This is a genomic window from Streptomyces sp. NPDC001292 (assembly GCF_042896465.1).
GTDB lineage: Bacteria > Actinomycetota > Actinomycetes > Streptomycetales > Streptomycetaceae > Streptomyces.
In genome coordinates, this window is record NZ_JBIAXG010000043.1 from 48,585 (window position 1) to 71,590 (window position 23,006).

Consider the following 23,006-nt stretch of genomic DNA (forward strand, 5'->3'; position numbering starts at 1 on the left):
GATCGCAGATGCACCGCGCCGCCATTGCTTTTGCGGTACCAGCCAGGGCCAGGGCGCCGACAAGCAGCAGGGCACCCAGCTTGGTGGATCTGCTCGTGCCCTGTGCAACGCATGCCCGCAGTGATGGCTGCGCAGCTTCGCTCAAATGGATCAGTCGGTCGTTGGTCCGGGGGTGCCGCCGCGTTGTTCAGGGCCAGTAGGCAGTGCAGCCCTTGCGGCCTGCATGCCGGCCGCAGGCCTGGGCTTCCAGGCGCCAGCCGCTGCCATGCCGGTGCTTGACGCCGGGAGCTCCCGACGCGCAGTGGTGTGGCGGGCCGCCGTGATGGTGGGGGTGCCGACGGTGTAGGCATCCTTGACCTTCACCTCGGTGACGCCACGTCCCTCGGGGAACACGGCGCGCCAGTCGCCGATCACGTGCAGTTCGTCGGTGCCCATCGCGCGGACGACCATCAATCCCTCGTCGTAAGCGCGGTGGGCCTTCCACCACAGGTTCACGAAGGCCTGGGAGCGGATCAGGTGCATCCAGTCGGTGCGGTACAGCTCCCGGTTGTAGTTCGACTCCCCCATAGTGGAGACGAACTTCGAGTACATGGCCTTGACGTACTCCAGCGTCACTTCGTCGTCCTCGGCGATCGCCCGCTCCCGGGCGTCTTTGAGAGCGATGCGGAACTTCTCCAGCAGGCCCTCCGTAGCCCCCGACGTCCAGGACTCGTGGATCTCCGGCGGGTCGCACAGCCCGTACTTCGGGCCCGACAGGCGCAGCAGCAGGCGCAGGGTCGGCTCGGTGACCCACAGTGGGCCTGGTTCCTCGCGGCTGCCGATCGGGTTGGGCAGCACCGCGTCGTGCTCCCAGACGGGTGGGGTGATCAGGTGGACACCGGCGCGGCGGCGGTCGTAATGGTTGCCGGCTGTGTGCTCCAGCTGGCCGATGGGCAGGTGCGTCTTGAGCGCGGAGAGGTAGGCGCCGTTGATGTCGAGCGCGGTCACCTCGTGCTCGCCCGGCGGCAGTTCGGCGCGTGACCACTTGGGCCGGGCCTCCCAGATCTGGTCGGCGCCCCGGGAGGTCTGCTTGCGCAGGATGTCCGGCAGCCACGGGTGGGCGACAACGTCGTACCGGCCGCCCTTGCGGGTCTCGTCCAGCAGCGTCATCGCGTCCGGGATGGCCCGCTTCACCAGCGCCGCGGTCGCCGCTTCCACGTCGCCGGAATGCGACGCGAGGGCGGCCGCGACGGCGGAGCCGATCAGGTCCGGGGTGTCGGCGGTCTTCAGACGGCGGCCGACGGGCACGACCTTGACCCCGCGTGCCGCGGGGCTGTCCTGCCTTGCGGCGGGAGCTGTCGGACGGGGTTCCCTCTGCGGAGCGGGTCTCTCCGGCCGCGCGAACTGCTGCGTCTGGGTCTCCTCGGCCGTGCCGCACTCGGTGGGCTCCAAATGTTGCGGGAATCCCGCGACCTGGTGGGAGGCGGGCTGCCCGCAGAGGACGCAGGGCTGAGGCGCGGACAGAGCCTCAACGTCGTCAACGCCGTCCTGACCCGTCTCCTGCTCAGCGTTGACGGCTTCGGCTGGGGCGTCGTCCGCCGGTTCCTCGGCCAGGGAATCGTCAGTCGCAGCAGTAGCCAACTTCGTCCGCGCTCCCTGGAGGAAGTACGCATATTTCTCCCGTACTTCACCGCTCGGGTCCCGCCCGGACTCCCAGCCCCCGATCGTGGACGGACTGACGCCCAAGGCCTGCGCGAGCTGGGCACGCGACAGGCTCAGCCCTTCGCGCAGGGCGCGCCGCTCCTCGGCGGGCGGCAGCGGGACCTCTTTCTTTGCCCCGGCGAGCAGAGCGTCGATCGCGTCGAAGTTCGTCATCGGGCTCCCTCGTCCTGTACGGCTACAGGGCGTGCGGTGCCCGCGTGCCGGCCGGGACCGCGACGGCGTTCCGCGGGCAGCGACTCCGCGGCCCGGGTCGGCCCCGCCAGCAGGTCGAGGACGTCGATGCCGTAGTGCGAGGCGACTGCGTCGCAGTCGGTCAGGCTCCACGCGGCGGTGCCGGACTGACGGCGGCTCACCTGGGCCTGGCTCACTCCCAAGGCCGAGGCGAGATCGGTCTGCGACTCCCCCGTCGCGTGCAGGAGCGCGGCTACTGCGGACCGTACCCGCTCATCGAGACTCATACCCACACTGAGGATTTTACCACCTAAGGCTTATTAGACATGCGAATTTCGCATCAAGCTTCAGGAGTGGAGCGGCCCCGGTCGGGCGAATCGGAGCGGCCCGACGTAAGGCACGAGTCTTCGACGGCGCAGGCACGCCGGTGGAGACTGGCGGAGTCCTCGCTGATGCCACAGCCGAAGCCGGACGCCATTCTGGCTCCGCTCACCGCAGCCGCGGCAACGGGCGGGTGGGAACACAGGGCAGCCCCACAGGGGCCGTCATGATCAGCAATGTCTTCACCGGGCGGAGCCTATGCTCAGCCGCGCTCGGTCCACTCCTTCAGAGCCACGGCCAGGGCGGGCACGTCCACGTTCCCGGCTGACACGTGATCGGCGAGGTCTGCGGCCTCCTTGGCGGTGAACCGTAGGGGCAGGCCACTGGCATGCAGGTAGCCAGCTGCGACCGTCGCACCGAAGAGTTCGTTGCTGTGCTCCAGGACCGGTACCCGGACCAGCGAGTGGAAGAGAGCGGCAGCCCGGTGATGCGGCCGCGGGTATACGAACTCGTCCATGACACGGAAGGCATGCCGGGCGCGGGCCGCCTCCAGCGCTCCCCAGTCCGTCACGTCAGGGTCGCCCAACTGCGTGCGAGCGATCTCCATCAGCCACGGAAGATCTACCGTGAGGTCCACTGCGTTGCTGCCCGCCTTACGCCGCGGACGCGGTGGTACCAGGTCCCGGACCGAACCGGCGAGCGAACTCCTCGCGCACCCCGGGAGTGCGGACGAAGAGGGCGCTGCCCTCGAGGAACCGGGCCTTGTCGAGCTCCTGGGCCAGGACGCGTCCGGCGTACACGGTCGGATCCTCGTGCCGCTCGTGCGCCTCGCGCTCCAACTGCGCGTACTGCTCGTCATCGATCTCGATGCGGATTTCCCTGGCCATGGCCCCCACGGTAGCGGTGCCGACCGCCGTGCGGGAGCGGATACCAGAAGCCAGACCCCGCAAGGCCACCTTCCGGCATCCTTGGCCTACAAGGGCCTGGACCTCGACGCCACCACTGCCGACGCGTGGGCCATCGGTAGGCGGCAGCTGGGTCCGGTCGGCCGGCGCGGCGGCGAGCAGGGCATCGATGGCCTGGAAGTCGCTCACCTCATGTAGGGTCTCGCCGCTCGTGGCCAAGTGCGTGCCCATGACCCGCTGGTCTTGAGGCTGTCTCACGCCGTGGCCAAGCTGATCAGTCTCAGAACTGCGGCAGATCCCCGCTTCAGATGGCCAGAAGGGCGGCACCGTCACCCTTGTGGGTGATGGCGCCGGGACCCCTGGTCGGCCAGTCTCAGATTCGTGGCCAATTGGCCATCGGGTAGCCACGGTTCGTGAGATTCGGCCACGGGATTTGAGATCCCACACCTGTAGGTTCTCCGGTTCGCTGTCATATGGCGATGCTGTGACCTGCTGTTCTCCCTCCCGTCTCAGGTAGTGACGGATGAGTTGTGTCTCAGGATCGTGTCACTTCCTTCGACCGCCTCCGACAGAGTTGACCAGGTCATGCGAGATTCAGATCGAGGCTCCGAGGGCCTTCCGTAGGAGCTCGCCGAACTCTGCGGGGTGCGTGGTCAGTCCGATGTGCCCGCCGGGGAAGTGCTGGAGCTCCGTGCCAAAACACTCGGCCAGGAAAACCGCCGAGCGGTAGGGCAGCTCACCCCGTGAGTCCTGGCCACCGGCGATCACGAGCCGGTCCGACAGCCCCTCCAGCCGACGGATGTCCGGCGCGTAGGACATGAAGCTGGGCACGATCCGCCCGACGAAGTACGGCAGGTTGGCTATCGTCTGCTCGGCCCGCGCCGCTGCTTGGGGCGGAAGCTTGAGCTCGGCCTCCGGCTCGGTGGTGTCGCCGTCCTTCTTGAGGCCCGCAGCGAACACGGCCATCGCCGGCATGAGCCCTTGGGTGCGGAACGTGTCCTGCACCTGTGCGATGAGTGCGCGGTGTTCAGCCGCGTCCGGCAGGACCTCCACTACTGGCGGCTCGTGCGCCACAACGCGTGCGATGCGTTCGGGGTGGGCGGTGAGCAGGTGCAGGGCAGCGATCGCGCCCGAACTGGCGCCGAATACTCGGGCGGCCTCGCCAGGCGACAGCAGTTCCAGCATCCGAAACGCGTCATCGGCGTGCTCGGCCACTTGCTGCTCGGCGTCGGGGTCGTCCAGTGTGCTGCGGGACATGCCGCGCGGGTCGTAGGTCGCGACTGTGTATTCGGCGGCCAGGTCGTCGGCGATGCCGTCGAAAGAGGCCGCGCCGCCCGTCCCTCCGGGGATCAACAGCAGGAGCGGGCCCTGGCCTCGCACTTCGTAGTGCAGGGTTGCGCCGTTCACCCGCAGGCTGCCGATGGTCGGGTCGGTCATGAGGAGTCTCCTTCTCGGGACGGGGGCCAGTGCTCCAGGAGGGTGTGCAGGGCGTCGAGCGCGCGGATCCAGGACTGCTGTGGCGAACGCTTGTGCGCGAAGCCGCCCGCCGCTTCCAGGGCGACGAACCCGTGGAACGTGCTGCGAAGCAACCGGACCGCGTCGGTCAGGTCCGGCTCGGCCAGTCCGTAGCCGCGCAGCATGCCGTAGGTCAGCTCGACCGCGCGCCGTGGTCCGGGCGCTTTTGCGGCCAGCTCGGGGTCGATCTGGATCGGGGTCTGCGTTGCCATGTAGCGGCCCGGATGCTTGTGGGCGTACTCCCGCCAGGCGTTCGCAAACGCGATGAGCGCGTCCTTGCCTGCTCGCCCGGCAGTCGCCTCCGCGATGCGGATGGTCTTCTCGTCCGCCGCCAGCAGCGCGATCCGACCGCGCAGATCCCCCAGGCTGCGGACGTGCGTGTAGAGGCTCGCGTCCTTCACGCCCAGCCGCCGCGCCACCTGCGACATGGTCACCTGGTCGAGCCCAACGTCGTCCGCCAGCTCTGCGCCCGCAATGGTCACCCGCTCCGCTGTCAGCCCGGCCCGCACCATGCACCCTCCTAAGATCCTTGAGGTTCTAGTTTTAGCCTAGGATCCCTAGGAAAGCAATCGGGGGCGCGATCAGTCGGCCCGGCCTGCCGCCCGGAGGGCGGCGTCATGGGAGGCTCCGCCGCGGGGCCGGAGGGGGATCTTGTGGGCGTGGGCCCATCTCGCCATGTTCGCGGTGCTCATGCCCTTCTCCTGGGCGAGGTCGGGCAGGGTCCGACGGTGGTGAACGTACTGTTCGATGAGCCAGTCGCGGTCGATGGCTCCGCGAGGCTTGTAGTCCTGCGGGCCGTCGCGGAGTGGGATGCCGTACTCGCGTGCAACACGACCCCAGCGATCTCCTCCTCATCCTCGGCACCCGGACCGTCCTGAGCAGGAATGATCGCTGCCCGATCAGAGAAAAGCAGCTCCTTCAAGCTGACCCGCAACAGGCCGCCGCGCCCATTCTTGAGTACCACCTCGTTGCCCGCCGCCGTCGCGGCCATCTCCACCACCTCGACGGTCTCGCCGTCGTAGCGAAAGTGCGTGCCGACCCCAGGCGCATGGCCGCTCCGCTCATGCCGCCCCCCGCAGCATATGCGAGGGACTGAGCGGTCTCTGAAGGTCCGTCACCAGCCGACCTGCCCACAACGAGTGGAAGATCGCCGCGCAACCAAGCTCTGGGGCGAACCCCGCGACACGGCCCGCGGCCTCGCGGAGCGTTATCCCGTCGACGGCGGCCGACTCCACTGCATCCAGCAGATCACCGGGAAAGAGCCAGTCCCGGCGGTAACCGGCCAGGAACCGCACATTCCGGGGGCGGTTCAGGGATGTGCTTGCGGATCTTGCCTTGCACCAGCGCTTTCACGAGGAATGGTTGAGCCACGACGTGCCGTACTGACGGGTCGAAGTCAGCGAGCAGCAGCCGAGCCAACTCCAGACGCGACTCGTAGATCACGTGATCGCGTACCGTAGCCGCCCAGTACGTCCCCGAATAGTGCCGCTGCCTGCGATGCCACCGGAACGTACGCCACGGCGCCGCCTGCGACAGCGCGGAGATACCCACCACGCCCCATGGACGGTTTTCCTCGACAACTCCGTCGACGCGACGGTGACTCACCGTCACATGCTCGACCGACCCGACCTCCACGACTCGCCCCCTGCTGGACGACCACCCCCGCCTCGATGAGAGTCGCACCAGGCGCATGGCCGTACGGGAGGAAACAAAGGGGCGTCACTCAATCGAGTGACGCCCCTCACGTGCAATTCTCCGAGGCGTGTCAGAACTGCCGCCGCCATGACATTTCGGCCGAGAAAATGACACGGAACCAGAGAACCTACAACACCTCAGCCATCCTCCCGTGCCATGTCCCGGATCCGCGCGAAGTGCAACTGGTGCGCCACGGTCACGGTCGTGGTCACGCCGTTGCGGTTCTTGCCTACGATCAGGTCGACTTCGCCCGCGTGCGGGCCGGCGGGCTCGTAGTAGTCCTCACGGTGCAGCAGGATGATCACGCTGGCGTCCTGCTCGATCTGTCCAGAGTCCCGCAGGTCCGACACGGCCGGGCGCTTGCCCTCACGGTGCTCGCTGCCCCGGTTGAGCTGGGCACAGCAGATGATGACCGCCCCGGTGTCCTCGGCAATCACCTTCAGCTCGCGGCTGATCTCGGAGACCCGCTCGTAGGGCGACTGGCGGCTGCTTCGCTGGTTGGTGTCCATCAGCTGCAGGTAGTCGATGATCACCAGCGGGGGGCGCCCGGTCTCCCGGGTCAGGGCCTTGATGCGGTGCCGGACCCGGCTGGGGGTCAGACGGGCGGCGTAGTCCATCCACAGCGGCAGCGCAGACAGTTCGGGCAGGATGCGAACCATGCGAGTCCAGTCGCCGTCCTCGATGACGGGCCCGCCGTCCATGAGGCGGTGCAGCCCGACGCGGGCCCGGGCGGCCAGCACCCGGTTGAGGACTTCGGGCTTGCCCATCTCCATGGAGTGCACAAGCGTCGGACGACCGGAGGCGGCGTTCGCCAGGGCGATGCCCAGGGTGAGCGCGCTCTTGCCCATGCCGGGGCGGCCGGCCACGACGACCACGTTGCCGGAGCGCAACTTGACGATGTGGTCCAGGTCGACCAGGCCGGTCACGGCCGTCGCCTCGATCGGGGTTTCCAGCATGCGCAGGTGCTCGTCGAGGTCGTCACCGAGCCTGCCGAAGCAGGCGTCCACTTCACCATCGCCCAGGACAAGGACGTCGAGTTCGGCCTGGTGCGCGCGGATGGCGTCGGGCACGTCGGTCGGCGCCGCCAGCCGGGACGCCTGTACCGCCCGCGCCAGCGCCGCCTGGTAGCGGCGCAGCGCAGCGTAGCCGTGGACGAGGTCCACGTAGTAGCCGACCTCGCCGGGCCCGCACGCCTCCATCGCCAGCTGCGACAGCCGCACCATGCCGCCGGCGCGCTCCAGCTCGCCCGCGCGCCGCAGCTCAGCTTCGACCATCGGCAGGCCGGTCGGCTTGCTCGCCCCGTGCAGACGCTGAATCGCAGCCCAGACCAGCTGGTTGGCGGGTTCCAGGTCACCGTCGTCGAGGAACCGTGCGGCCTCTGCCACCGGATCATGGGCCGGGGTGGCCATGAGACAGGCCCCGAGCACCCGGGCTTCGGCCTCCGGGCTGGACAGCGCGAGCTGCTCATCGATCACTGCTGCCGCGCCCCCGTCCCCACGGTCACCCCTGGGTGCGCGCACCGCCGCATCGGCGCGTCATCGTCGTCGTCCAGGACCCAGCCATTGCGGTCGCACGCAGTGCAGGCCGCGACCAGCTCGGCGCGCACGGCCGCGCCGCTGACCTCGGACGGGGCTGTGAGGGGGCGCACGGTCGCATACAGGCGCAGGTCATCCACCCAGCCCGGCAGGCACTTGGTCCAAGACGCGGCGCCGCCTGTGTTCTTCAGGATGTCCGCCTCCAGCAGTACCCGGTGCGCGTCGTCCATCTCGGTCAGCATCGGCCAACCCTGGCTGCGCATGGCGCGCAGCAGCCGGGGCGCGCACCGGCGGGCCGTCGTGGCACCTGCCTGCCAGCGCTGCATGCGCTGGAGGAACTCGGTCGCTGCGGAGATCTCCTCCAGGGAGAACTCCGCAGCCTCCTCCCTCTGTGACGGAAGCGAGCTCGAGGGGCTGGTGAGGGGGTAGGGGGAGGAGGAATCCTCCCCCTCCGGGGGGTGTGGGGGGGAAGCCATTCCGCGTCCCGGAACTCGGGAAGCGTTCTGACCTGCGGGAACACGCTGTTTGACGCTTCCCGGAACGCCGGATGCGTTGTTCACAGTTCCGGCGTTCCGGGAAGCGTTCTGACCTGCGGGTTCACCAGGTTCCCCGGTTGACGGATCCGGCGTTCCGGGAAGCGTCGCGACCTGCGGGTTTACCTGCTCGTGATCTTCGGGTGCAGGGGAACGATCGGGGTTCCAGGCGGGGTCGTCGTAGACCTCGTATACGACCGGACCCTTCCGGCCGGGAAGAGTCGGATGCGGCAGTTGGAGGCGGCGGACGTAGCCGGCCTCCACCAGGCGCGCGAACGACTCGTAGACGGCGTTTTTCCCGACCAGCTCCCGCGCGTTCTTCGCGGAGCGGATGCCCCGCTCCTTCAGCTGCTCCCACACGGCGAGGGGAGTGGACTGCACACCGGAGGCAAGGTTGAACATGACTTGGAGCAGCACCACGTAATCCAGAGAGTGAACAAGATCACACCCGACACCCATGTGGCGGGGGACCGAAATGCCGCTGGCGGGCGCCTGAGCCTGGCGAAGCAGGCCGGATCCATCGATGCTGCCGGCGGGCCCCGCGGGGGCGCTGCCAGCTGTTTTGTGCTGGTGTTGCAAGGGGTACATCTCCCCAAGTAAGGGAGCCGCGACCAGCGAATGTGACCCAGTTCGGGATCAGAGTAGTGGCGTTGCGCTATCTGTTGCGCATACTCTGGGTACAGGTGACCACGCGGGCTCCTAGGGCTCACGGGCATCACCCGGCAGACGAGGTCACCTCGCTGCTCACGACTCGAGCTTTTGCAGGGTGCGAGTCGGTTCGCTAGGAAGCGGTCCTGTTGTGGCGACAGGGCCGCTTCGGCGTTTCTACGGGGGGCCGGTTGGCATCATTGCTCCTTACCTCGCCTGGCGCGCCGGTTCCGAGGGCTGCGCTGCTTCTGGGTGCTTCGCGGCCCACCCGTTGAGTAGCCGGACATAAGCCTCGAGGTGACGCCGCCGCGGCTTGGCTACACCGGTTTCCCAGCGGTGGAAGGCCACTCGAGTAACTCCAAAGACCTGCGCAACCTCCTCTTGGGTCAGCCCGTCGGCCTTGCGGAGCCTCGCGCGGACCTCTGGCGACGGCAGGGTGTCCGGCCGCGCGAGCAGAGCGTCGACTGCATCGAGTAGTTCAGACACTGCTCTCCCTCTCCTCACGTGATCCAGAACTATACATAACTCTCCACTTGTTACTGGCGACTTGGCGGCGTGTCCTCGGAGAAATCCGCTCATCCCGGCCCGGGTGCGCCCACCAGGGCTACTACGGCGATAGCGAGGAGGAGCCAATCCCGGTCGTGCACCTCCCCTCCTACTGTGGAGACCGTGACCGGAGGGATAGTTGGGGGTCATGGCATCCAGAAAGCGCATCTACGACGCCGAGTTCCGTGAGGGGGCGGTACGGACCGTGCGAGACGGTTTTGCTCTGCACGTAAATACGTGTGCCCGGGCTACACTCACATGTATGACCAATAGTGATGAGGCCTTCAAGGCTGCACAGGCCTTTCAGGCGGCGGTGGCGGAGCTCGCGGACGTCCTCCCGAACGGGTTTCGCGAGAACGGCTCCGGTGGCGCCCTGCTGGCCACTACCGGCTCGATGATCCCCGCGCTCAACGGGATCACGAGCGCGGCCCCCTCCCCCGACAAGGCGGAGATCGCCCAGCTCTGCGACATGGCCGAGGCACATGTCCAGGGTCTTCCCTGGAGCATCCGGCTGCGTGGCGAGCCGGAGGACGGGATCGTTGCCGTCGCCGCCGAGCATGGGCTCACCACTCGCACCCAGCAGCCCTTCATGCTGCTGAAGCTGGATGCCGACCGGGCCTGGCAGGAGTCGGCCCAGGCGTCGGCGTCCGTACGTCCGCTGGGTGACGACGAGGACGAGCTCTTCGCCGAGGTGCTGGGTGCCGCGTTCGGGGCTCCTCCCGTGATCATCGCCAGTCTGTACACGCCTCTAGTCCTCAGCCAGCCCTTCGTGCGTGCCTACGTCGCAGAGCTCGACGGGGTGCCGGCCGCAGCCGGACTGGCGATCCTGACCGAGGAGCACGTAGGCCTCGCCAACATCGGCACCGTGTCCGACTACCGCCACCTCGGCCTCGGCCGCGCCGTCACCGAGGCGATCCTGCGGGACGGATACGCCGCCGGTGCTCGCACGGCGTACCTGCACTCCAGCGAAGAGGCGCTGTCCCTCTTCGAGCATGCCGGCTTCCGTACCGCGGAGTTCTGGACCTTCTTCACGGCCTGAGCTCCGCACAGCGGCAAAGCATCGCCTCCGGCTGACGAGAGCGAGGACGAGCAGGGGCACCGGTTGCTAGCCTAGTGCAGTCGGCTCTGGTCGAAGCGGGCAGCATGACACAGCTACTGTTCGCCGTACCGGCCGCCGGTCTGCGGTTGGACCTGGAGACTTACGCAGACCTGCGCTTCCTGGTGCTGCGGGGCGGGCGGATCGGCGGCGGAGCGTTCTGCGACGCCTGGCCGGTCGAGCACTTCGGCGGGCGCAGCGTACTGAGCGCCGTACCGGCGATCATGGACCCGTGCGGTGGGGGCCGCCTCACGCGGCACTTGCGAGACGCCGACGTCCTGAGGGGCGCCCCACCGTCACTGCCCCACCTGCCGGCTGCGCGCACGGTGCGGCCATGCGTGGAGGGAGCGGAGGCAATCGCCATGACTCCCTGGTCTACAGTCGAGACCCCGCCGGTGGGTCGCCTGCGGCTACGCCCCGGCCTTCACCCTGGCCCTGCTGCTCGCCGGCGGTTCGGCGAGGCGCACAGCCGTATGGCCCACGTCCGCACGCCGTTCACGTACCGCTCCTGGCCTGAGCGGGCGAACGGGCACCTGTACGTGTGCCACGCTCCGAACCGGCGCGATGCCGAGAGCCCGTCCATCATCCGCGCAGCGCGCGTCACCACCGTCGGCAGACCACGCCCCGCGGTCGGACCGGGCGCAGCCGATATCACCCGGTCCCACCTGCCCGCGGGGCGGCGGGTCCTCGTGGTCCTGGACAATGTGCCCCGCCACGCAGGACGTCTGTCCGCTCGTGCCCGGCGACGCAGGCAGTTGCGCCGTCGTCACCGGCAGGACCGATCTCGCCGGACTCGTCGCCGGCCACGGCGCCCACCTGCTGCCGCTGGGCCTGCCGGACGGCCGCCGCCCGCGCCCTCTTCGTCGGCCGGGTCGGCGCGGAACGTGCCGGTGGCGATCGGGCGGCGGTCGACGCCATCGTGGCGAGCTGCGGACGGCTGCCGCAGGCTCTGGCGGCCGTCGCGGCGCACACGGTGTCCCGCAGCTCCTTCTCCCAGGACGGCGCAGAACAGGCCGAGCAGCAGTCCCGACAGGGCTCGCATGATCTGCACGTGTGTCATCGGCGCGTGGGCAGCCCTCCTCCGTGGTGGGCATGCGCCCGCACACCTGCTCTTTGTGTGGTTGTCATGGGGTGTGTCTTCCTCACCTACGTGGTGACAGCGGGTGTGCGGGTGGAGTAGGCGCCCTCGGGCGGCCCGGCGTCGGGCCCTCTTCGGTCCACAGGTCGTCGAAGCTGGCCCGGAGCCGGGACAGGAGCGAGGTCAGCCGGCGGACGTCCTCGTCGCTCCACTCGCTCAGCCGCGAGGCGAGCTCCTGGGCGAGGCGGTCGGACAGTTCGGCGAGCCGGGCCCGGCCCTCGGGGGTCAGGCGCAGGATGCGCGAGCGCCGGTCGGCGGGGTCGGGGCTGCGGTGGATCCAGCCCCGCGCGGCCAGGTGGGCGATGTGGCGGCTGGTGACCGACGTGTCGACGCCGAGCAGTTCCGCAACCCTGCCGATGCGCATGTCGCCGTCGCGGCCGAGGAGCGCCAGCACCGTGGCGGATCCGTTGGAGCAGCCGTACGGAAGGACCCGGCCCAGCTCCCGTCGCACGGAACCGACAGCGCTCAGCTGGTGCATCAGCTCCTCGTACAGGGCTCTTTCGGCCACGTGTGCCTCCAATGTCATTGCTTGAGGCAACCATGAGTTTTAAGTTGCCCAAGGCAAGTGTTTGAGGTGTGCCATAGCACACATATGCACCTGGTATATGTATTCCGGTTGCGGTCAGCGTGCGCCGGTCAGTGCAGGATCCGGCGCGATACGTTGGTGGTGACCAGGTCCACCAACTCCTCGCCGCGGCCGGACAGGATGGTACGGATCGCGTAAAGGGTGAAGCCCTTGGCCTGCTCCACCGTGACCGCCGGCGGCACGGACAGCTCCTGGCGAGCCGTCATGACCTCGACCAGCGCCGGTCCTTCGTGTGCGAAGGCACCCTTCTCGCGCAAGGCCTCGTCGTCCGGGCGGACGACGGTACGGGCCGGGCGCACCACCGTGGGTGCCAGGTTGCGGGGGGTCTTGCCGAGGAAGACCTCGCCGGGTACGACGACGACCGCCACTCCCCTGCGCTCGACGGCCGCACGCATCGCCATCTCCAGGATGCGGGGCCCGTGCTCAGGGCTGGTGACGACCTCGGCGTAGACGCTGCAGTCGGCGAACAACTCCTGCGGGCGGGTCTCCTGGAAGTAGCCGGAGCCGACCTCGCCGCCCGGGATCTGGGCGGCGATGGCGAGCACCGGCACGCGGCTGCGCTGGGCGTCGAAGAGCCCGTTGATCAGGTGCAGGTTGCCCGGACCGCAGCTGCCGACGCAGACGCTGAACTCTCCAGTCAGCCCGGCCTCGGCGGCCGCCGCGAGGGCGGCGCTCTCCTCGTGTCGCACATGCACCCAGTCGATGCCATCGTCCCGGCGTATGGCTTCGGTCAGGCCATTGAGCGAATCACCGGGCAGACCGTACAGACGGCGCGCCCCGGAGGCCTTGAGCGAAGCGATGACGTGGTCGGCGCAGGTGGGCATACGGTTGCCTTTCGTCGGTCGTGAGCGCGGCCGGAGCGGAAGGAGGACCGCACGGGCAGAACCCGCCCGCACAGGTGCTCGCCACGGTCGACAAGCACCTGATCAGTCTTGTCGGGCGACATCGGGCACACATCCGTCGAATGACTGCCTCGCTGGTGCCGGGGCGCCTTCGGCTGCTCGGTCGGACGACTGTCGGGTTCAGCCCACTCGTCATCGGCGCGGGCGACGTACCCGCACTGCCCGGAGCACCAGGTGGCGAACCTCGCCAGGAGCCGGACGGGGAGCGGGGACATCCTGCGGGGCGCGGTGGTCAACGGTCCCAACAAGGCGGATCTCCTGGACGACCTGGAGAGGTTCGGCAGCATGCGTCCGTGCTCCGCCGAGCCGTCCGGACACCGGTGGTCCGATTTCGACGGGCACGGCGCCGGCTACCTCGACGACGTCGCCGCCCGGCAGACGGTCGAGCCGGCGGACGACTTCACCGCGGCCTCCCTGCTCGCCCTGTCCCTCCCCTCACCGCAGACGGATGGTCACAGAACAGCGCTGAGGAAGGTGATGGCCGCGAGCTGACGTGTCTTTCTGGTGTACTCCTCCGCCTTCCGGTCCGGCTTCCGCCGGTCGTTGCAGTTCACCCGGCGGAGGAGTTCCTCCATCGCCTCCTGCTCCTTGCCCAGGCGGCCGGGGAAGAGGGGGTACTCGTAGGTGTTCATGGTCTGCCCCTGTCGACAGTGCGTGGTCGTGCGATGCGGCCCCGTTCGGGGGGCTACAGCCCCAGGTCGAGGGCGAGGCACGTGAGGGTGTGCCCCTGCGCCTCGTCGTACGAGGCGTTCGCCCCGCCGTTCGGCTCAGACTCGACCACCTGGGTCATGTCCTCGAACCGGATGCGCTCGGGCAGCTTGCCGAAGCGCGCGTGCCGTGCCGCCGCTGCGGCGTCCATCGTGGCTTCCTGGTTCATGGCCGGTCTCCACTTCGTCGATCGTGACCGGGTCCGTCGGCCGGCGGGCTCATGGTCAGCTTGCACCTCGCGCCGTCACCTGTCAAGGGGGTGACGAACTTGATGTGTGTGAGCTATTGGATTCGCTAACATTTCCGCAATGTGTGCCGGTCGTCACTGGCCCGGCAGCTGGCCACCCCTTACAGGAGATCCGACCGTGAAGAGCCTGCCGCAGACCGAAGAGACGCTGCTGATCCGTACGGACTTCTCGGACGAGGCGGCCTGGCAGGCGCTGCGCACCGTGGTCACCACCCCGGGCGAGGACGACTTCCTCGCCGAGCTCCACATCGTGGACGACCCCGCCTACCGCGACCTGACCACCGAGCAGGTAGTCGCCCTCGCGCCCGCTGAGGATGACCTGCTGATCGTGGCGGACAGCAAGGCCCTGACGGAGGCGGAGATGCCGCTGCTGGCCGTCCTGAGGACGGATGAGGACGGACCGGAGCAGGGCTTCGCCGAACTCCGCGTTGTTGCCGAGCAGCTGTATTCGATCGAGAACAACATAGCCCTCGCCAACATGGACTGGGAGGAATTCGTGGACGCGGCCGAGGAAGAGGGCGTCTTCCGCGGATTCTGAACCGCCCGGGCAACCCACCCGACCGCCCGGTTCACCTGTTGGGGCACACCGTCCCCGCCCCTCGACCCAGGGGCGTCGACAGGAGGAACGCAGCGTGGAGTACTTCACTCCGGGACTGCGCTGGAGCGCCGTGACGTGGGAAGGGCTGAACTCCGACTGGACGTACCAAGCACAGGAGTTGTCCCCACCGACCCGGTACAAGGCCGGGCAGCGCACCTCCGACGTGTGGGGCGGCTCCGTTCATCCCCAGGCTGCCGAACCTCGTGCCCGCCGGCGCGGACGGCACGCCGCGGCCCACGGTGTACCGGCACGGGAACCAACTGGTGACCAGCATCCCGATGTTCAGCGACAGCGACCCGGGCCACCTCCTCGCGGGGACGAACATGGACGGCACAGTGCCGGAACACGGCTCGACCGAGCTGTTCCGGGGTACCACGAAGATCGGCACCAACGGCACACCGGGAGTGAGCGCGTTCGCGCTGCCCACGGCCGCGGACACCTACGGCTGGTCGTCACGGGCACACGTCCGTCCGCCCTGTCCACGAAGGTGCGTTCGGAGTGGACCTTCACCACCGGCCACACCGAGGACGCCGTCCGTACCCCGGTGGACCTGCTGGACCTCGGCTTCGGCCTGCCGCTCGACCTGAACAACACCGCACCGGCCGGCCGGAGCCTCACCGGTTCGCTGACGGTACGGCACCAGCCGGGTGGCGCGTCCGGCACGTCCCCGGTCCGCAAGGTCACCGTCGACGTGTCGTACGACGACGGCAGGACCTGGAGCCCGGCGGAGGCCAAGCTCGTCGGCAAGGGCCGCAGGTCGCTGGTGATACCCGCGGGCGGACATCCGAGCGGCCATGTCGCCCTCCGGGCGAGCGCCGTCGACAAGGCGGGTGACCGTGTGCGACAGACCGTGACGCGGGCCTACGGGCTGCGTTGAGCGGACCGGCGCGCGCTCTTCGGGTTTCTCTGAGGAGTACGTCCGCGGTCCGTGAGCAACGAGAAGGGTGCCCGCCACTGTCAAGGGGGCGGGCACCCTGTCCGTTCGGCAGAGCGCATGCGACACCTACGGCGTGCGTGTACTCCACTTCTGGTTGTCCGTGCCCGCACACGTCCACAGCTGCAGGCGAGCACCGTTGTCGGTGCTCTTGTCCTTCACATCGACGCACTTGTTGCCGGACTGCGGGTTGGTCAGGTCGTGCGACGAGTTCAGCCGGAACTGCTGGGCCCCCGAGCCGTTGCACGTCGTCCAGTTGATGACAGCGCCGTCTCCCGTCGCACCACCACTGACATTCATGCACTTGCCCTCGGACTGCACAGTGCCGTTGACGAACTTCCATCTCTGGTAGGACTTGTCGTAGCAGTCCCAGATCACCAGCGCGGAACCAGTGGCCGCGCCGGGACTGCCGGCGATCCCTATGCAGCGACCGGACGCATGGCTGTAGATCCACACGCCGCCGGGCCAGGGATCGCTCGAGGCCGCCCGGTTCGTGGTGTTCGACTTCGGCCCGGAACTGGTGGACGTCTTGCCACCCGATGTACTCCCGGAATGCGAGGACGTTGTGCCCGACCCCGCCGCTGCGGTCGTCGCCTTGCCCCCTCCCGAGGACTTCTTGCCACCCGAGGTCTTGCCGGCCTGCGGCGTCATGGTGACGGTGACCTTTTTGCCGTCGGGCCCGGTCGTCGTGGAGACGATCTTCGGGGCAGCACTTCTGTTCACATGAGGCGACGGAGACTCCGAGCCGACCACGCCGGGAACCGCCCCTGCCGCCACACCGTCCAGGACGGTGCCAGGGGTGGCACCCGGCTTCACGGACGGCCGCCCGTCGTCGCCGTTGCCGCCACTGATCATGAAGGGCACGGAGACCAGCAGCGCACCGACGATGGCAGCTCCCGACAGCAGGCTCTTGTGCGGCCGGCCGGGAACGGCTTTGACTGCCGTCCTGGCGGAGCTGCCAGTGGCATCACCGGCCGAGCCTGGCGTGTCCGCAGTCGCCGTGGACGCGGTCTCCGACTCGGCGTTCTTCGCGTCGGCGACGGCCTCGGGGGCCGGCTCAGCCTCTGCCGACTGCGCCGAGGAGCTGTCGCCCGAGTTCTCCGGCTCTGCGGCCTCGGCCTGCTTCGCGGAAGTGGTCGTGGACTCAGGCAAACCGAGAGCGACGGAATTGGTTTCCGCCTCCTCGGGTTCTTCGGTCTCCTTCCGTTGTTCGGGCTCCGGTTCGGCCATGGCGGAAGGTACAGCAGATCCCCTGGAGGACCGTGCCGCGGTAAGGGCGCGCTCCGCGGCCGCGGCAACGGAATCCGGCTTCTCCTCGGCTTCGCCGACACCGTCCGCCTTGGCCTGGGCGGTGGCTGCTCCCGTCGGCTCATCTGGAGAATCATTGGGTTTGGAAGTCGTCATGACACCTTTCCGGTGGGGTCGGTGTGGCACCTGGATACGACACTGAGGTGTAACACCACGAGGGAGCAGATCCGGTGTACCCGAATGGCCTTGGCACGCCGACTGGTCCAAGTCCGTTCACCCGTGCGGTGTTCAGTCGCTGATTCTAAGACGGCACCGAGGCTACGCAGGTTGCTGATCCACCTGAGGTTTGAGAAACCTTCCGTGGCACACCAGTGCGGCGAAGGGTCAACGTGCCTCTTCGCCACCTCCGCCGCTGAGGATGTTGACAAGGTAGTCCTGAGCGGAGAGTTCGGTCGTTCCGGCGGTCCGTGCCTCGTCCTCCGCCGAGTCGCCGTCGGAGGCATGGGCGGCCTCCGGGGCAGGCTCGGGGGCGGGAAGGTGGAGGGTCTCCATCTGCCCCACATGCTCGCCAGGATCAGCCGCGGCTCCCCCCGAGGACTCGTTCCCATCGGCATCGTCGTCCGGCCGCGCGTTCGCCTCCGTCCGGGGGGCGCCCGCCTGGGCGTCAGCAGACCGTTCCTCCACGGCGATCACCTGATCCGGAGCAACGGTCATGCTGACCGCCCCCGCCGGGTTCACATAGAGGTGCGTGTTGTCGACGAGATCACCGAGGAGGTCTCGGACCAGCACCGTCCGAGAGGCGTAACGCCCGCCGGAGCGGAGCTGATATTCGGAGGTGAAGACCGGAACGACCGGGGCACCGTCCGGATCACGGGCCGTGACGGGGCTGTTATCGGGTCCCAGCAGGATGTCGACCTCGGCGTCGGCGAGCAGGCGGAAGACGTCCTGTTCAGGACCGTATCCGGTCGCGGCAAGCTGTATCGCCTCGTCGACCGGGTCAGTGGGGGGAGGCCAACCGTTCGCATTCGGCGAGGGCCGGTAGTCGTCGTTGTACTGCCACTCCACCACTTCCCCGTCGGTGTCGGACCGGTACTGCCCGACCACTGCCCAGTTCGGTGGCGCGTCCCCTCCCCGCCAGGCGGGATCAACCATGCCGAACCAGTGGTCAGGCGCTGCTTTCGCAGCCTCCCGGATCGCGTCCGGGACGTCTGCCATCGGTTCGTCGCGCTCAGTTGTCTCAACCACGTCCGTCATCCGGTTCTCAGCACATTCGGAAGAAATGGTGCGCATCCGCATGGTCGTTCGCAGACGCGAGGCGCATGCACATGTGTCGGTCATGTTTGCACATCGCGCTGACTTCGCGACGCTGTACCGGACATGGTTTCAGTTGCAGAAGGCGGTATCGGGCGGAGCCGCTTCGTCCGTCCAGGCGAAGGGTGGTGAGTGGCACGGCAGGGCGTTTCATTGTCCAGCCGTCCCAGGCGAGTCGTCGGATCACCCGGCTTGGGACGCGGTATTCAGTCACACAACCGATTCCTGCCCGCCACGCCAGAATCGTGCGTGAACATTCACGTGTGTCGGCGTCACCGATGCAGCCGTCGGTCAGGCGCCGCGTCGCCGTGCCTGCGTCGCGAGTGCCTTGAACTCGGCCCACTGCACGCGTGGGCGGGACAGGCCGCGTCGGTCCAGGTAGCGCTGGGTGGCCGCCCTGGTCCGGCGCAGGACGCTTATGCCGTCGCTCGGGCGGCCCGAACCCATCGGTTCCACCACGTGGGAGGGCAGTAGGACCCAGCCGTCGGCGTCTTCCTTCAGTTCGCCGCGGACGAGTGCGTTGTGCATGTGGTTGAGGCGCTCGTCGTGCCGGTGCACCAAGAGGGATGCGGGACCCGCAGTCGCCGCGCAGTCGTCGGGTACGGTCACGGCGAATCCGTCGGCGGTGGGCACGGGCCGGCTCCGGGCGAGCACGGGCGCCCCGGTCGCGTCGCAAGCGGCGAGCACCGCGGTGGGGTAGGCGGCGAGCTGCTCGGCTCCCAGCAGCGGGCTCGGGGCGCTCGAGCTCGTCGACTCGGGCTCCACAGCCGACGGCAGCGGAGGCCGCACGATGACCTGTTCGGGCGTGACGGTGATGAGCAACCGCAGGTAGTACCAGTCCATCAGGCGCCGTACGGGGGCAGACACGTATCTCCTACTGTGCGGCTGCCGCTCGAAGAGCATCCGCCAGTAGTCCTCGGCTCCCTGGGGCCCCGTCATGATCTCGTCGGGGCATTCGGCACGGCCCCCGACGAAGATCTGCGGGGCCTCGTCGAGGCCGCTGCCGGTGGGGTCGGAGAAGAGCAGGGCCACACGGCCGTCACGGCGTATGTTGAGCGCCTTCTGCGCGAACGCCAGGCACGTCGACAGCAGCAGCCTCCCGTCCTCCCGGCGCCGCACCGCCGTCGGCCAGACCACGGGCGCACCGCGCTTGCCAAGAGTGACGAATTCGCAGGTGCGGTAGGCGTCCAGGACGTCGAGAGGAGCGGAGTCGATTACGTTCACAGTGCTACTTCCAGTCAAGCGACACGAGTGGTGAGGGCTGCCGCATCGGACGGGGCGGCCACAGAACGGGCAGCGGCCGTGCCCTCGGAATCGGACCGGTTCAGGGGTGCCGCTCGCCTGCGCCGGTGCTTCGCTCATGGCCGGAACGGGATGGCAAAGCGGTGTACTCCCACAGGCTGCGGTGGTCCGGGCTGGGGGCGTTCGGTGGCTGATGGGGGATGACTGTGCAGTGCCAGGGATCCAAGTGTGAGCATAGCGTTTGTCGACGATCGGCCAACTCGCCGATGTCCGCGCTCGGTCGCGCATGCGCGCCCGAGCGATGATCCCTGGGGCTTCGGCCCCGACGCCGTCCTCATCGACGGCTGCGTGCCTTTCGACGGCCCAGGCTCCTACACCATCAGCGCCGAGGGCGGATCCGTGACCGTCAACGTCTACCGCCTCGGCCGAGCCCTCACCCGAACCTCGTGGCCCCAGGAGACCACCTCCCCGGGGTCTCAAGACCCACCTGAGCGGTACGGCAGATCAGTCCGCCAGCAGATGGGCGCGCCCGAACATGGTCGCCGCGGCGCGTGCGCTCGGGGTGCCGGCGTCCAGGTCCGCGCCCGCCTGCCGCAGGACCGCCACCACGCCGTCAGCGCCCTTGAACAGGGCGCCGGCGATGGGGCTCTGGTCCCGGGCGTTGCGCAGGTCCGGGTCGGCGCCGAGCCGGAGCAGGGCCCGGACCGTGTCGGCGTGGCCGTGGTAGGCGGCAAGCATCAGCAGGGTGTTGTCGGCCGAGTCGCTCGTGTCCGCCGGGAGGCCGTGCTTCACGAACTCGACCAAGTCTCCCGTGCTGCCCTCCCGGGCCAGGTCCAGGGCGAGGGCCACGACGCGCTGCGTCTGCTCGGGAGTCAGGCCCTCACCGGTCATACGTACCCTTCCGTCGGAGGTGTGGGGGGCGAACAAGCGGGCTCAGAGGTTGCCAGCCGCCAGGGCCTCGATCGCCTTGCGGACGCCTTCGCCGTAGGCCGGGTCGGCCTGGGTGCAGTTGGCGATGTGGCGTTCGACGGTCTGCCGCGTCGCGCCGTTGATCGCGCGGGCCGTGTTCTCGAACAGGGCCCGTTGCTGCTCGGGGTTCATCAGACGGAACAGGTTGCCGGGCTGTTCGAAGTAGTCGTCGTCGTCCGCGCGGAAGTCGAAGCGGTCGGCGACGGCGCCCACGGCCTGGCTGGGCTCGCGGTAGGCGGGCTGTTCCTGCCAGCGGCCGTAGGAATTGGGCTCGATGCCCGGGATGGAACCCTGGTTGCCGTCGACGCGCATGCCGCCGTCGCGGTGGTAGGAGTTCACCGGGTTCTTCGGGGCGTTGACGGGGATCTGGTGGTGGTTCACGCCGAGGCGGTAGCGCTGGGCGTCGCCGTAGGAGAAGAGGCGGCCCTGGAGCATGCGGTCGGGGGAGAAACCGATGCCCGGGACCACGTTGGCCGGGGTGAACGCGGCCTGCTCGACGTCTGCGAAGTAGTTGTCGGGGTTGCGGTTGAGTTCCCACTCGCCGACCTCGATCAGCGGGTAGTCCTTCTTCGACCAGACCTTGGTCAGGTCGAAGGGGTGGAAACGGTAGTGCTCCGCGTCGGCCTCCGGCATGACCTGGATGAACAGCTTCCACTTCGGGAAGTCGCCGTTCTCGATCGCGTCATAGAGGTCGCGCTGGTGGGACTCGCGGTCCTTGCCGACGAGGGCTTCGGCCTCCGCGTCGGTGAGGTTCTTGATGCCCTGCTGGGTGCGGTGGTGGAACTTGACCCAGAACCGCTCGCCCTCGGCGTTGATCAGACTGTAGGTGTGCGAGCCGAAGCCGTGCATGTGCCGGTAGGAGGCGGGGATGCCACGGTCCGACATCACGATCGTGATCTGGTGCAGGGCCTCGGGGAGGTTCGTCCAGAAATCCCAGTTGTTCTCCGCGTTACGGAGGTTGGTGCGCGGGTCGCGCTTCACCGCGTGGTTGAGGTCGGGGAACTTCAGCGGGTCCCGGAAGAAGAACACCGGCGTGTTGTTGCCGACCAGGTCCCAGTTGCCCTCGTCCGTATAGAACTTCAGGGCGAAGCCTCGGATGTCGCGCTCGGCGTCGGCCGCGCCGCGCTCACCCGCGACCGTGGAGAACCGGACGAACAACTCGGTCTGCTTGCCGATCTCCGAGAAGATGTTCGCGCTCGTGTACCGCGTGATGTCGTGGGTGACGGTGAAGGTCCCGAACGCGCCCGAGCCCTTGGCGTGCATCCGGCGCTCTGGAATGACCTCGCGGTCGAAGTGAGCGAGCTTCTCCAGGAACCACACGTCCTGAAGGAGTATCGGGCCGCGCGAGCCGGACGTCAAGGAGTTCTGGTTGTCGGGAACCGGTGCGCCGGCCGCCGTCGTCAACGGCTTCTGATTGTTCTCGGGCAAAGCTCGCTCCTCGGTGTGTGTTCCTCGCCTGTGTTCAAGGCATGGCGGTCCTGGCCGGCCGAGTGTCCGTGCAAGCAGCCCTGCGGCTCGTACCGGAACACATCTTATGCTGGAACATATCTACGTCAAGGTGTGATCTAGGGACACGTGTGCAGCCCGGCCGCCCGTGGCGAGGGTGGCGGCCGCAACGGAATATCCGGCAGTCGTCGAGACCTGCCGGATATTCGAGGAAGTTCATTCTTGACTCAAGAGAAAAAACTGGCCGAATCCAGCCGAAGGTGACCCAGGCACCACAGGACTGGTAAGACCAGCCGTCGGTCGAGAAGTTGATGCACGCCTGGAACTGCTTGATGGCAGAATTCGTGCCTGCGGAATTTGTCTTTCCTCGGTTCGCATCGAGCTGGCCGCTCGTCCCGTCCCACAGCTTGTACTTGATGGCTCCGCCGGTCGCACCGGACTCCGTGGAGCCGTAGACCCAGACCCAGCCCGGGTCGCCACTGCCAGGGCTGTTGTCCACGGCAGCGTGGGTGCCGTGGTACTACGCGTCGACCTGCGCGGCGAAAGCAGGCTGCGCAAGGAGCGCCCCGGCGAATGCTGCCGTCGCCGCGACAAACGTCGCCCGCTTCGCAATTCTCTTGCTCATCGTCATGAGTCCTCTCTGAAGAAAAATGGCGTCATTGATGGGGTTTGCTGAAGGTGACCCAGCTGCAGAAAAAAATGACGACCTCGGCCTGATGACCGCCCAAGATTCTTGGTCCGACTCTTCAGTCACGTCAAGGAAAGACTGGGCGGCTAGATTTCACACAGCCTGAGATTTGCAGATGCGGACACCTGGACGTGTTGGTGGCTTGCGGCGTGTCTCCTCGAGGTGTCTGTACCGTCGGCGTCCCGGATACACCGTCCCCCGCGGCGACTAGTGCAGCGCCGCATTGACCTTGCGAGGGTTATGCGGCTTTGAGTGGGGTTCCGTCGTAGGTCCAGCGGAACGGTCGGGCCTCGTCGTCGTAGGCGAGGGTGAACTCGCGGATC

Annotated in this window: 23 protein-coding genes; 4 read left to right on the forward strand and 19 right to left on the reverse strand. The window is 68.1% G+C overall.

The window, feature by feature from the left end; genetic code table 11:
- Nucleotides 1-150: 150 nt before the first annotated feature.
- The 10 genes from ACFY4A_RS33410 to ACFY4A_RS33455 all read right to left on the reverse strand — a co-directional run bounded on the left by ACFY4A_RS33410 (nucleotide 151) and on the right by ACFY4A_RS33455 (nucleotide 9,738).
- The gene (locus ACFY4A_RS33410) at nucleotides 151-1,854 is read right to left on the reverse strand and encodes a helix-turn-helix domain-containing protein (RefSeq protein WP_390833070.1); all 1,704 of its coding nucleotides are present in this window, start codon (nucleotides 1,852-1,854) and stop codon (nucleotides 151-153) included.
- Complete coding sequence (locus ACFY4A_RS33415) at nucleotides 1,851-2,159, reverse strand: helix-turn-helix domain-containing protein (RefSeq protein ID WP_390833071.1); 309 nt, start codon at nucleotides 2,157-2,159, stop codon at nucleotides 1,851-1,853. Before ACFY4A_RS33415 ends, ACFY4A_RS33410 begins: the two co-directional genes overlap by 4 nt.
- Nucleotides 2,160-2,455: 296 nt before the next feature.
- The gene (locus ACFY4A_RS33420) at nucleotides 2,456-2,830 is read right to left on the reverse strand and encodes a fic family toxin-antitoxin system, toxin component (RefSeq protein WP_390833072.1); all 375 of its coding nucleotides are present in this window, start codon (nucleotides 2,828-2,830) and stop codon (nucleotides 2,456-2,458) included.
- A gap of 16 nt (nucleotides 2,831-2,846) precedes the next feature.
- Complete coding sequence (locus ACFY4A_RS33425; RefSeq protein WP_390833073.1) at nucleotides 2,847-3,080, reverse strand: hypothetical protein; 234 nt, start codon at nucleotides 3,078-3,080, stop codon at nucleotides 2,847-2,849.
- A 612-nt stretch (nucleotides 3,081-3,692) separates the two neighbouring features.
- Nucleotides 3,693-4,535, reverse strand: coding sequence for an alpha/beta fold hydrolase (locus tag ACFY4A_RS33430; protein WP_390833074.1), 843 nt, complete (start codon nucleotides 4,533-4,535; stop codon nucleotides 3,693-3,695).
- Nucleotides 4,532-5,125, reverse strand: a complete 594-nt coding sequence (locus ACFY4A_RS33435) for a TetR/AcrR family transcriptional regulator (protein ID WP_390833075.1) — start codon at nucleotides 5,123-5,125, stop codon at nucleotides 4,532-4,534. Before ACFY4A_RS33435 ends, ACFY4A_RS33430 begins: the two co-directional genes overlap by 4 nt.
- Before the next feature lie 736 nt (nucleotides 5,126-5,861).
- On the reverse strand, nucleotides 5,862-6,248 hold the full coding sequence (locus ACFY4A_RS33440) for a hypothetical protein (RefSeq protein ID WP_390833076.1): 387 nt from the start codon (nucleotides 6,246-6,248) through the stop codon (nucleotides 5,862-5,864).
- A gap of 197 nt (nucleotides 6,249-6,445) precedes the next feature.
- The gene (locus ACFY4A_RS33445; protein ID WP_390833077.1) at nucleotides 6,446-7,783 is read right to left on the reverse strand and encodes a replicative DNA helicase; all 1,338 of its coding nucleotides are present in this window, start codon (nucleotides 7,781-7,783) and stop codon (nucleotides 6,446-6,448) included.
- On the reverse strand, nucleotides 7,780-8,796 hold the full coding sequence (locus ACFY4A_RS33450; RefSeq protein WP_390833078.1) for a hypothetical protein: 1,017 nt from the start codon (nucleotides 8,794-8,796) through the stop codon (nucleotides 7,780-7,782). Before ACFY4A_RS33450 ends, ACFY4A_RS33445 begins: the two co-directional genes overlap by 4 nt.
- 435 nt (nucleotides 8,797-9,231) lie before the next feature.
- A complete protein-coding gene (locus ACFY4A_RS33455) occupies nucleotides 9,232-9,738 on the reverse strand; it encodes a helix-turn-helix domain-containing protein (RefSeq protein ID WP_390833079.1) in 507 nt (168 codons plus the stop codon).
- A 94-nt stretch (nucleotides 9,739-9,832) separates the two neighbouring features.
- Here ACFY4A_RS33455 and ACFY4A_RS33460 point away from each other — a divergent pair, with 94 nt between their 5' ends.
- Nucleotides 9,833-10,609 (forward strand): GNAT family N-acetyltransferase, encoded by a 777-nt coding sequence (locus tag ACFY4A_RS33460; RefSeq protein ID WP_390833080.1) that lies wholly within the window; start codon nucleotides 9,833-9,835, stop codon nucleotides 10,607-10,609.
- Between the two features lie 1,199 nt (nucleotides 10,610-11,808).
- Here ACFY4A_RS33460 and ACFY4A_RS33465 read toward each other — a convergent pair.
- Both ACFY4A_RS33465 and ACFY4A_RS33470 read right to left on the reverse strand, forming a co-directional pair.
- Complete coding sequence (locus ACFY4A_RS33465; protein ID WP_390833081.1) at nucleotides 11,809-12,312, reverse strand: MarR family winged helix-turn-helix transcriptional regulator; 504 nt, start codon at nucleotides 12,310-12,312, stop codon at nucleotides 11,809-11,811.
- A gap of 128 nt (nucleotides 12,313-12,440) precedes the next feature.
- Complete coding sequence (locus ACFY4A_RS33470) at nucleotides 12,441-13,214, reverse strand: thiamine pyrophosphate-binding protein (protein WP_390833082.1); 774 nt, start codon at nucleotides 13,212-13,214, stop codon at nucleotides 12,441-12,443.
- A gap of 252 nt (nucleotides 13,215-13,466) precedes the next feature.
- On the opposite strand from ACFY4A_RS33470, the gene ACFY4A_RS33475 reads away from it, so the two are divergent.
- The gene (locus tag ACFY4A_RS33475; RefSeq protein WP_390833083.1) at nucleotides 13,467-13,784 is read left to right on the forward strand and encodes a hypothetical protein; all 318 of its coding nucleotides are present in this window, start codon (nucleotides 13,467-13,469) and stop codon (nucleotides 13,782-13,784) included.
- On the opposite strand, the gene ACFY4A_RS33480 is transcribed toward ACFY4A_RS33475, so the two are convergent.
- Both ACFY4A_RS33480 and ACFY4A_RS33485 read right to left on the reverse strand, forming a co-directional pair.
- Nucleotides 13,745-13,924, reverse strand: coding sequence for a hypothetical protein (locus tag ACFY4A_RS33480; RefSeq protein ID WP_390729824.1), 180 nt, complete (start codon nucleotides 13,922-13,924; stop codon nucleotides 13,745-13,747). The two genes, ACFY4A_RS33475 and ACFY4A_RS33480, sit on opposite strands and share 40 nt — an antisense overlap.
- A gap of 53 nt (nucleotides 13,925-13,977) precedes the next feature.
- Nucleotides 13,978-14,169 carry a hypothetical protein gene (locus tag ACFY4A_RS33485; protein WP_390833084.1) on the reverse strand — a complete coding sequence of 64 codons (192 nt, stop codon included), beginning with the start codon at nucleotides 14,167-14,169 and terminating at the stop codon, nucleotides 13,978-13,980.
- 196 nt (nucleotides 14,170-14,365) lie between these two features.
- Between ACFY4A_RS33485 and ACFY4A_RS33490 the strand changes: the two genes are divergently transcribed.
- Together ACFY4A_RS33490 and ACFY4A_RS33495 are read left to right on the forward strand one after the other, a co-directional pair.
- Nucleotides 14,366-14,785, forward strand: a complete 420-nt coding sequence (locus tag ACFY4A_RS33490) for a DUF6924 domain-containing protein (RefSeq protein WP_390833085.1) — start codon at nucleotides 14,366-14,368, stop codon at nucleotides 14,783-14,785.
- A 547-nt stretch (nucleotides 14,786-15,332) separates the two neighbouring features.
- Nucleotides 15,333-15,722 carry a hypothetical protein gene (locus ACFY4A_RS33495; RefSeq protein WP_390833086.1) on the forward strand — a complete coding sequence of 130 codons (390 nt, stop codon included), beginning with the start codon at nucleotides 15,333-15,335 and terminating at the stop codon, nucleotides 15,720-15,722.
- Nucleotides 15,723-15,848: 126 nt separating this feature from the next.
- On the opposite strand, the gene ACFY4A_RS33500 is transcribed toward ACFY4A_RS33495, so the two are convergent.
- From ACFY4A_RS33500 to ACFY4A_RS33520, 5 genes are all read right to left on the reverse strand, one after another.
- Nucleotides 15,849-17,294: a ricin-type beta-trefoil lectin domain protein gene (locus ACFY4A_RS33500; RefSeq protein WP_390833087.1), complete on the reverse strand. Its 1,446-nt coding sequence runs from the start codon at nucleotides 17,292-17,294 to the stop codon at nucleotides 15,849-15,851.
- Between the two features lie 117 nt (nucleotides 17,295-17,411).
- The gene (locus tag ACFY4A_RS33505; protein ID WP_390833088.1) at nucleotides 17,412-18,281 is read right to left on the reverse strand and encodes a type VII secretion system-associated protein; all 870 of its coding nucleotides are present in this window, start codon (nucleotides 18,279-18,281) and stop codon (nucleotides 17,412-17,414) included.
- 348 nt (nucleotides 18,282-18,629) lie between these two features.
- Nucleotides 18,630-19,562 carry a pyridoxamine 5'-phosphate oxidase family protein gene (locus ACFY4A_RS33510; protein WP_390833089.1) on the reverse strand — a complete coding sequence of 311 codons (933 nt, stop codon included), beginning with the start codon at nucleotides 19,560-19,562 and terminating at the stop codon, nucleotides 18,630-18,632.
- 522 nt (nucleotides 19,563-20,084) lie between these two features.
- The gene (locus ACFY4A_RS33515) at nucleotides 20,085-20,471 is read right to left on the reverse strand and encodes an ankyrin repeat domain-containing protein (RefSeq protein ID WP_390729831.1); all 387 of its coding nucleotides are present in this window, start codon (nucleotides 20,469-20,471) and stop codon (nucleotides 20,085-20,087) included.
- Nucleotides 20,472-20,513: 42 nt separating this feature from the next.
- Nucleotides 20,514-21,977 (reverse strand): catalase, encoded by a 1,464-nt coding sequence (locus tag ACFY4A_RS33520; RefSeq protein WP_390833090.1) that lies wholly within the window; start codon nucleotides 21,975-21,977, stop codon nucleotides 20,514-20,516.
- Nucleotides 21,978-23,006 lie beyond the last annotated feature (1,029 nt).

Excerpts from the sequence above, each read along its gene's own strand:
- ACFY4A_RS33410 (WP_390833070.1), bottom strand. The coding sequence starts at position 1,854 with ATGACGAACTTCGACGCGATCGACGCTCTGCTCGCCGGGGCAAAGAAA.
- ACFY4A_RS33415 (WP_390833071.1), bottom strand. The coding sequence starts at position 2,159 with ATGAGTCTCGATGAGCGGGTACGGTCCGCAGTAGCCGCGCTCCTGCAC.
- ACFY4A_RS33425 (WP_390833073.1), bottom strand. The coding sequence starts at position 3,080 with ATGGCCAGGGAAATCCGCATCGAGATCGATGACGAGCAGTACGCGCAG.
- ACFY4A_RS33430 (WP_390833074.1), bottom strand. The coding sequence starts at position 4,535 with ATGACCGACCCGACCATCGGCAGCCTGCGGGTGAACGGCGCAACCCTG.
- ACFY4A_RS33435 (WP_390833075.1), bottom strand. The coding sequence starts at position 5,125 with ATGGTGCGGGCCGGGCTGACAGCGGAGCGGGTGACCATTGCGGGCGCA.
- ACFY4A_RS33455 (WP_390833079.1), bottom strand. The coding sequence starts at position 9,738 with ATGCGCTTTCTGGATGCCATGACCCCCAACTATCCCTCCGGTCACGGT.
- ACFY4A_RS33460 (WP_390833080.1), top strand. The coding sequence starts at position 9,833 with ATGACCAATAGTGATGAGGCCTTCAAGGCTGCACAGGCCTTTCAGGCG.
- ACFY4A_RS33470 (WP_390833082.1), bottom strand. The coding sequence starts at position 13,214 with ATGCCCACCTGCGCCGACCACGTCATCGCTTCGCTCAAGGCCTCCGGG.
- ACFY4A_RS33480 (WP_390729824.1), bottom strand. The coding sequence starts at position 13,924 with ATGAACACCTACGAGTACCCCCTCTTCCCCGGCCGCCTGGGCAAGGAG.
- ACFY4A_RS33485 (WP_390833084.1), bottom strand. The coding sequence starts at position 14,169 with ATGAACCAGGAAGCCACGATGGACGCCGCAGCGGCGGCACGGCACGCG.
- ACFY4A_RS33505 (WP_390833088.1), bottom strand. The coding sequence starts at position 18,281 with ATGACGGACGTGGTTGAGACAACTGAGCGCGACGAACCGATGGCAGAC.
- ACFY4A_RS33515 (WP_390729831.1), bottom strand. The coding sequence starts at position 20,471 with ATGACCGGTGAGGGCCTGACTCCCGAGCAGACGCAGCGCGTCGTGGCC.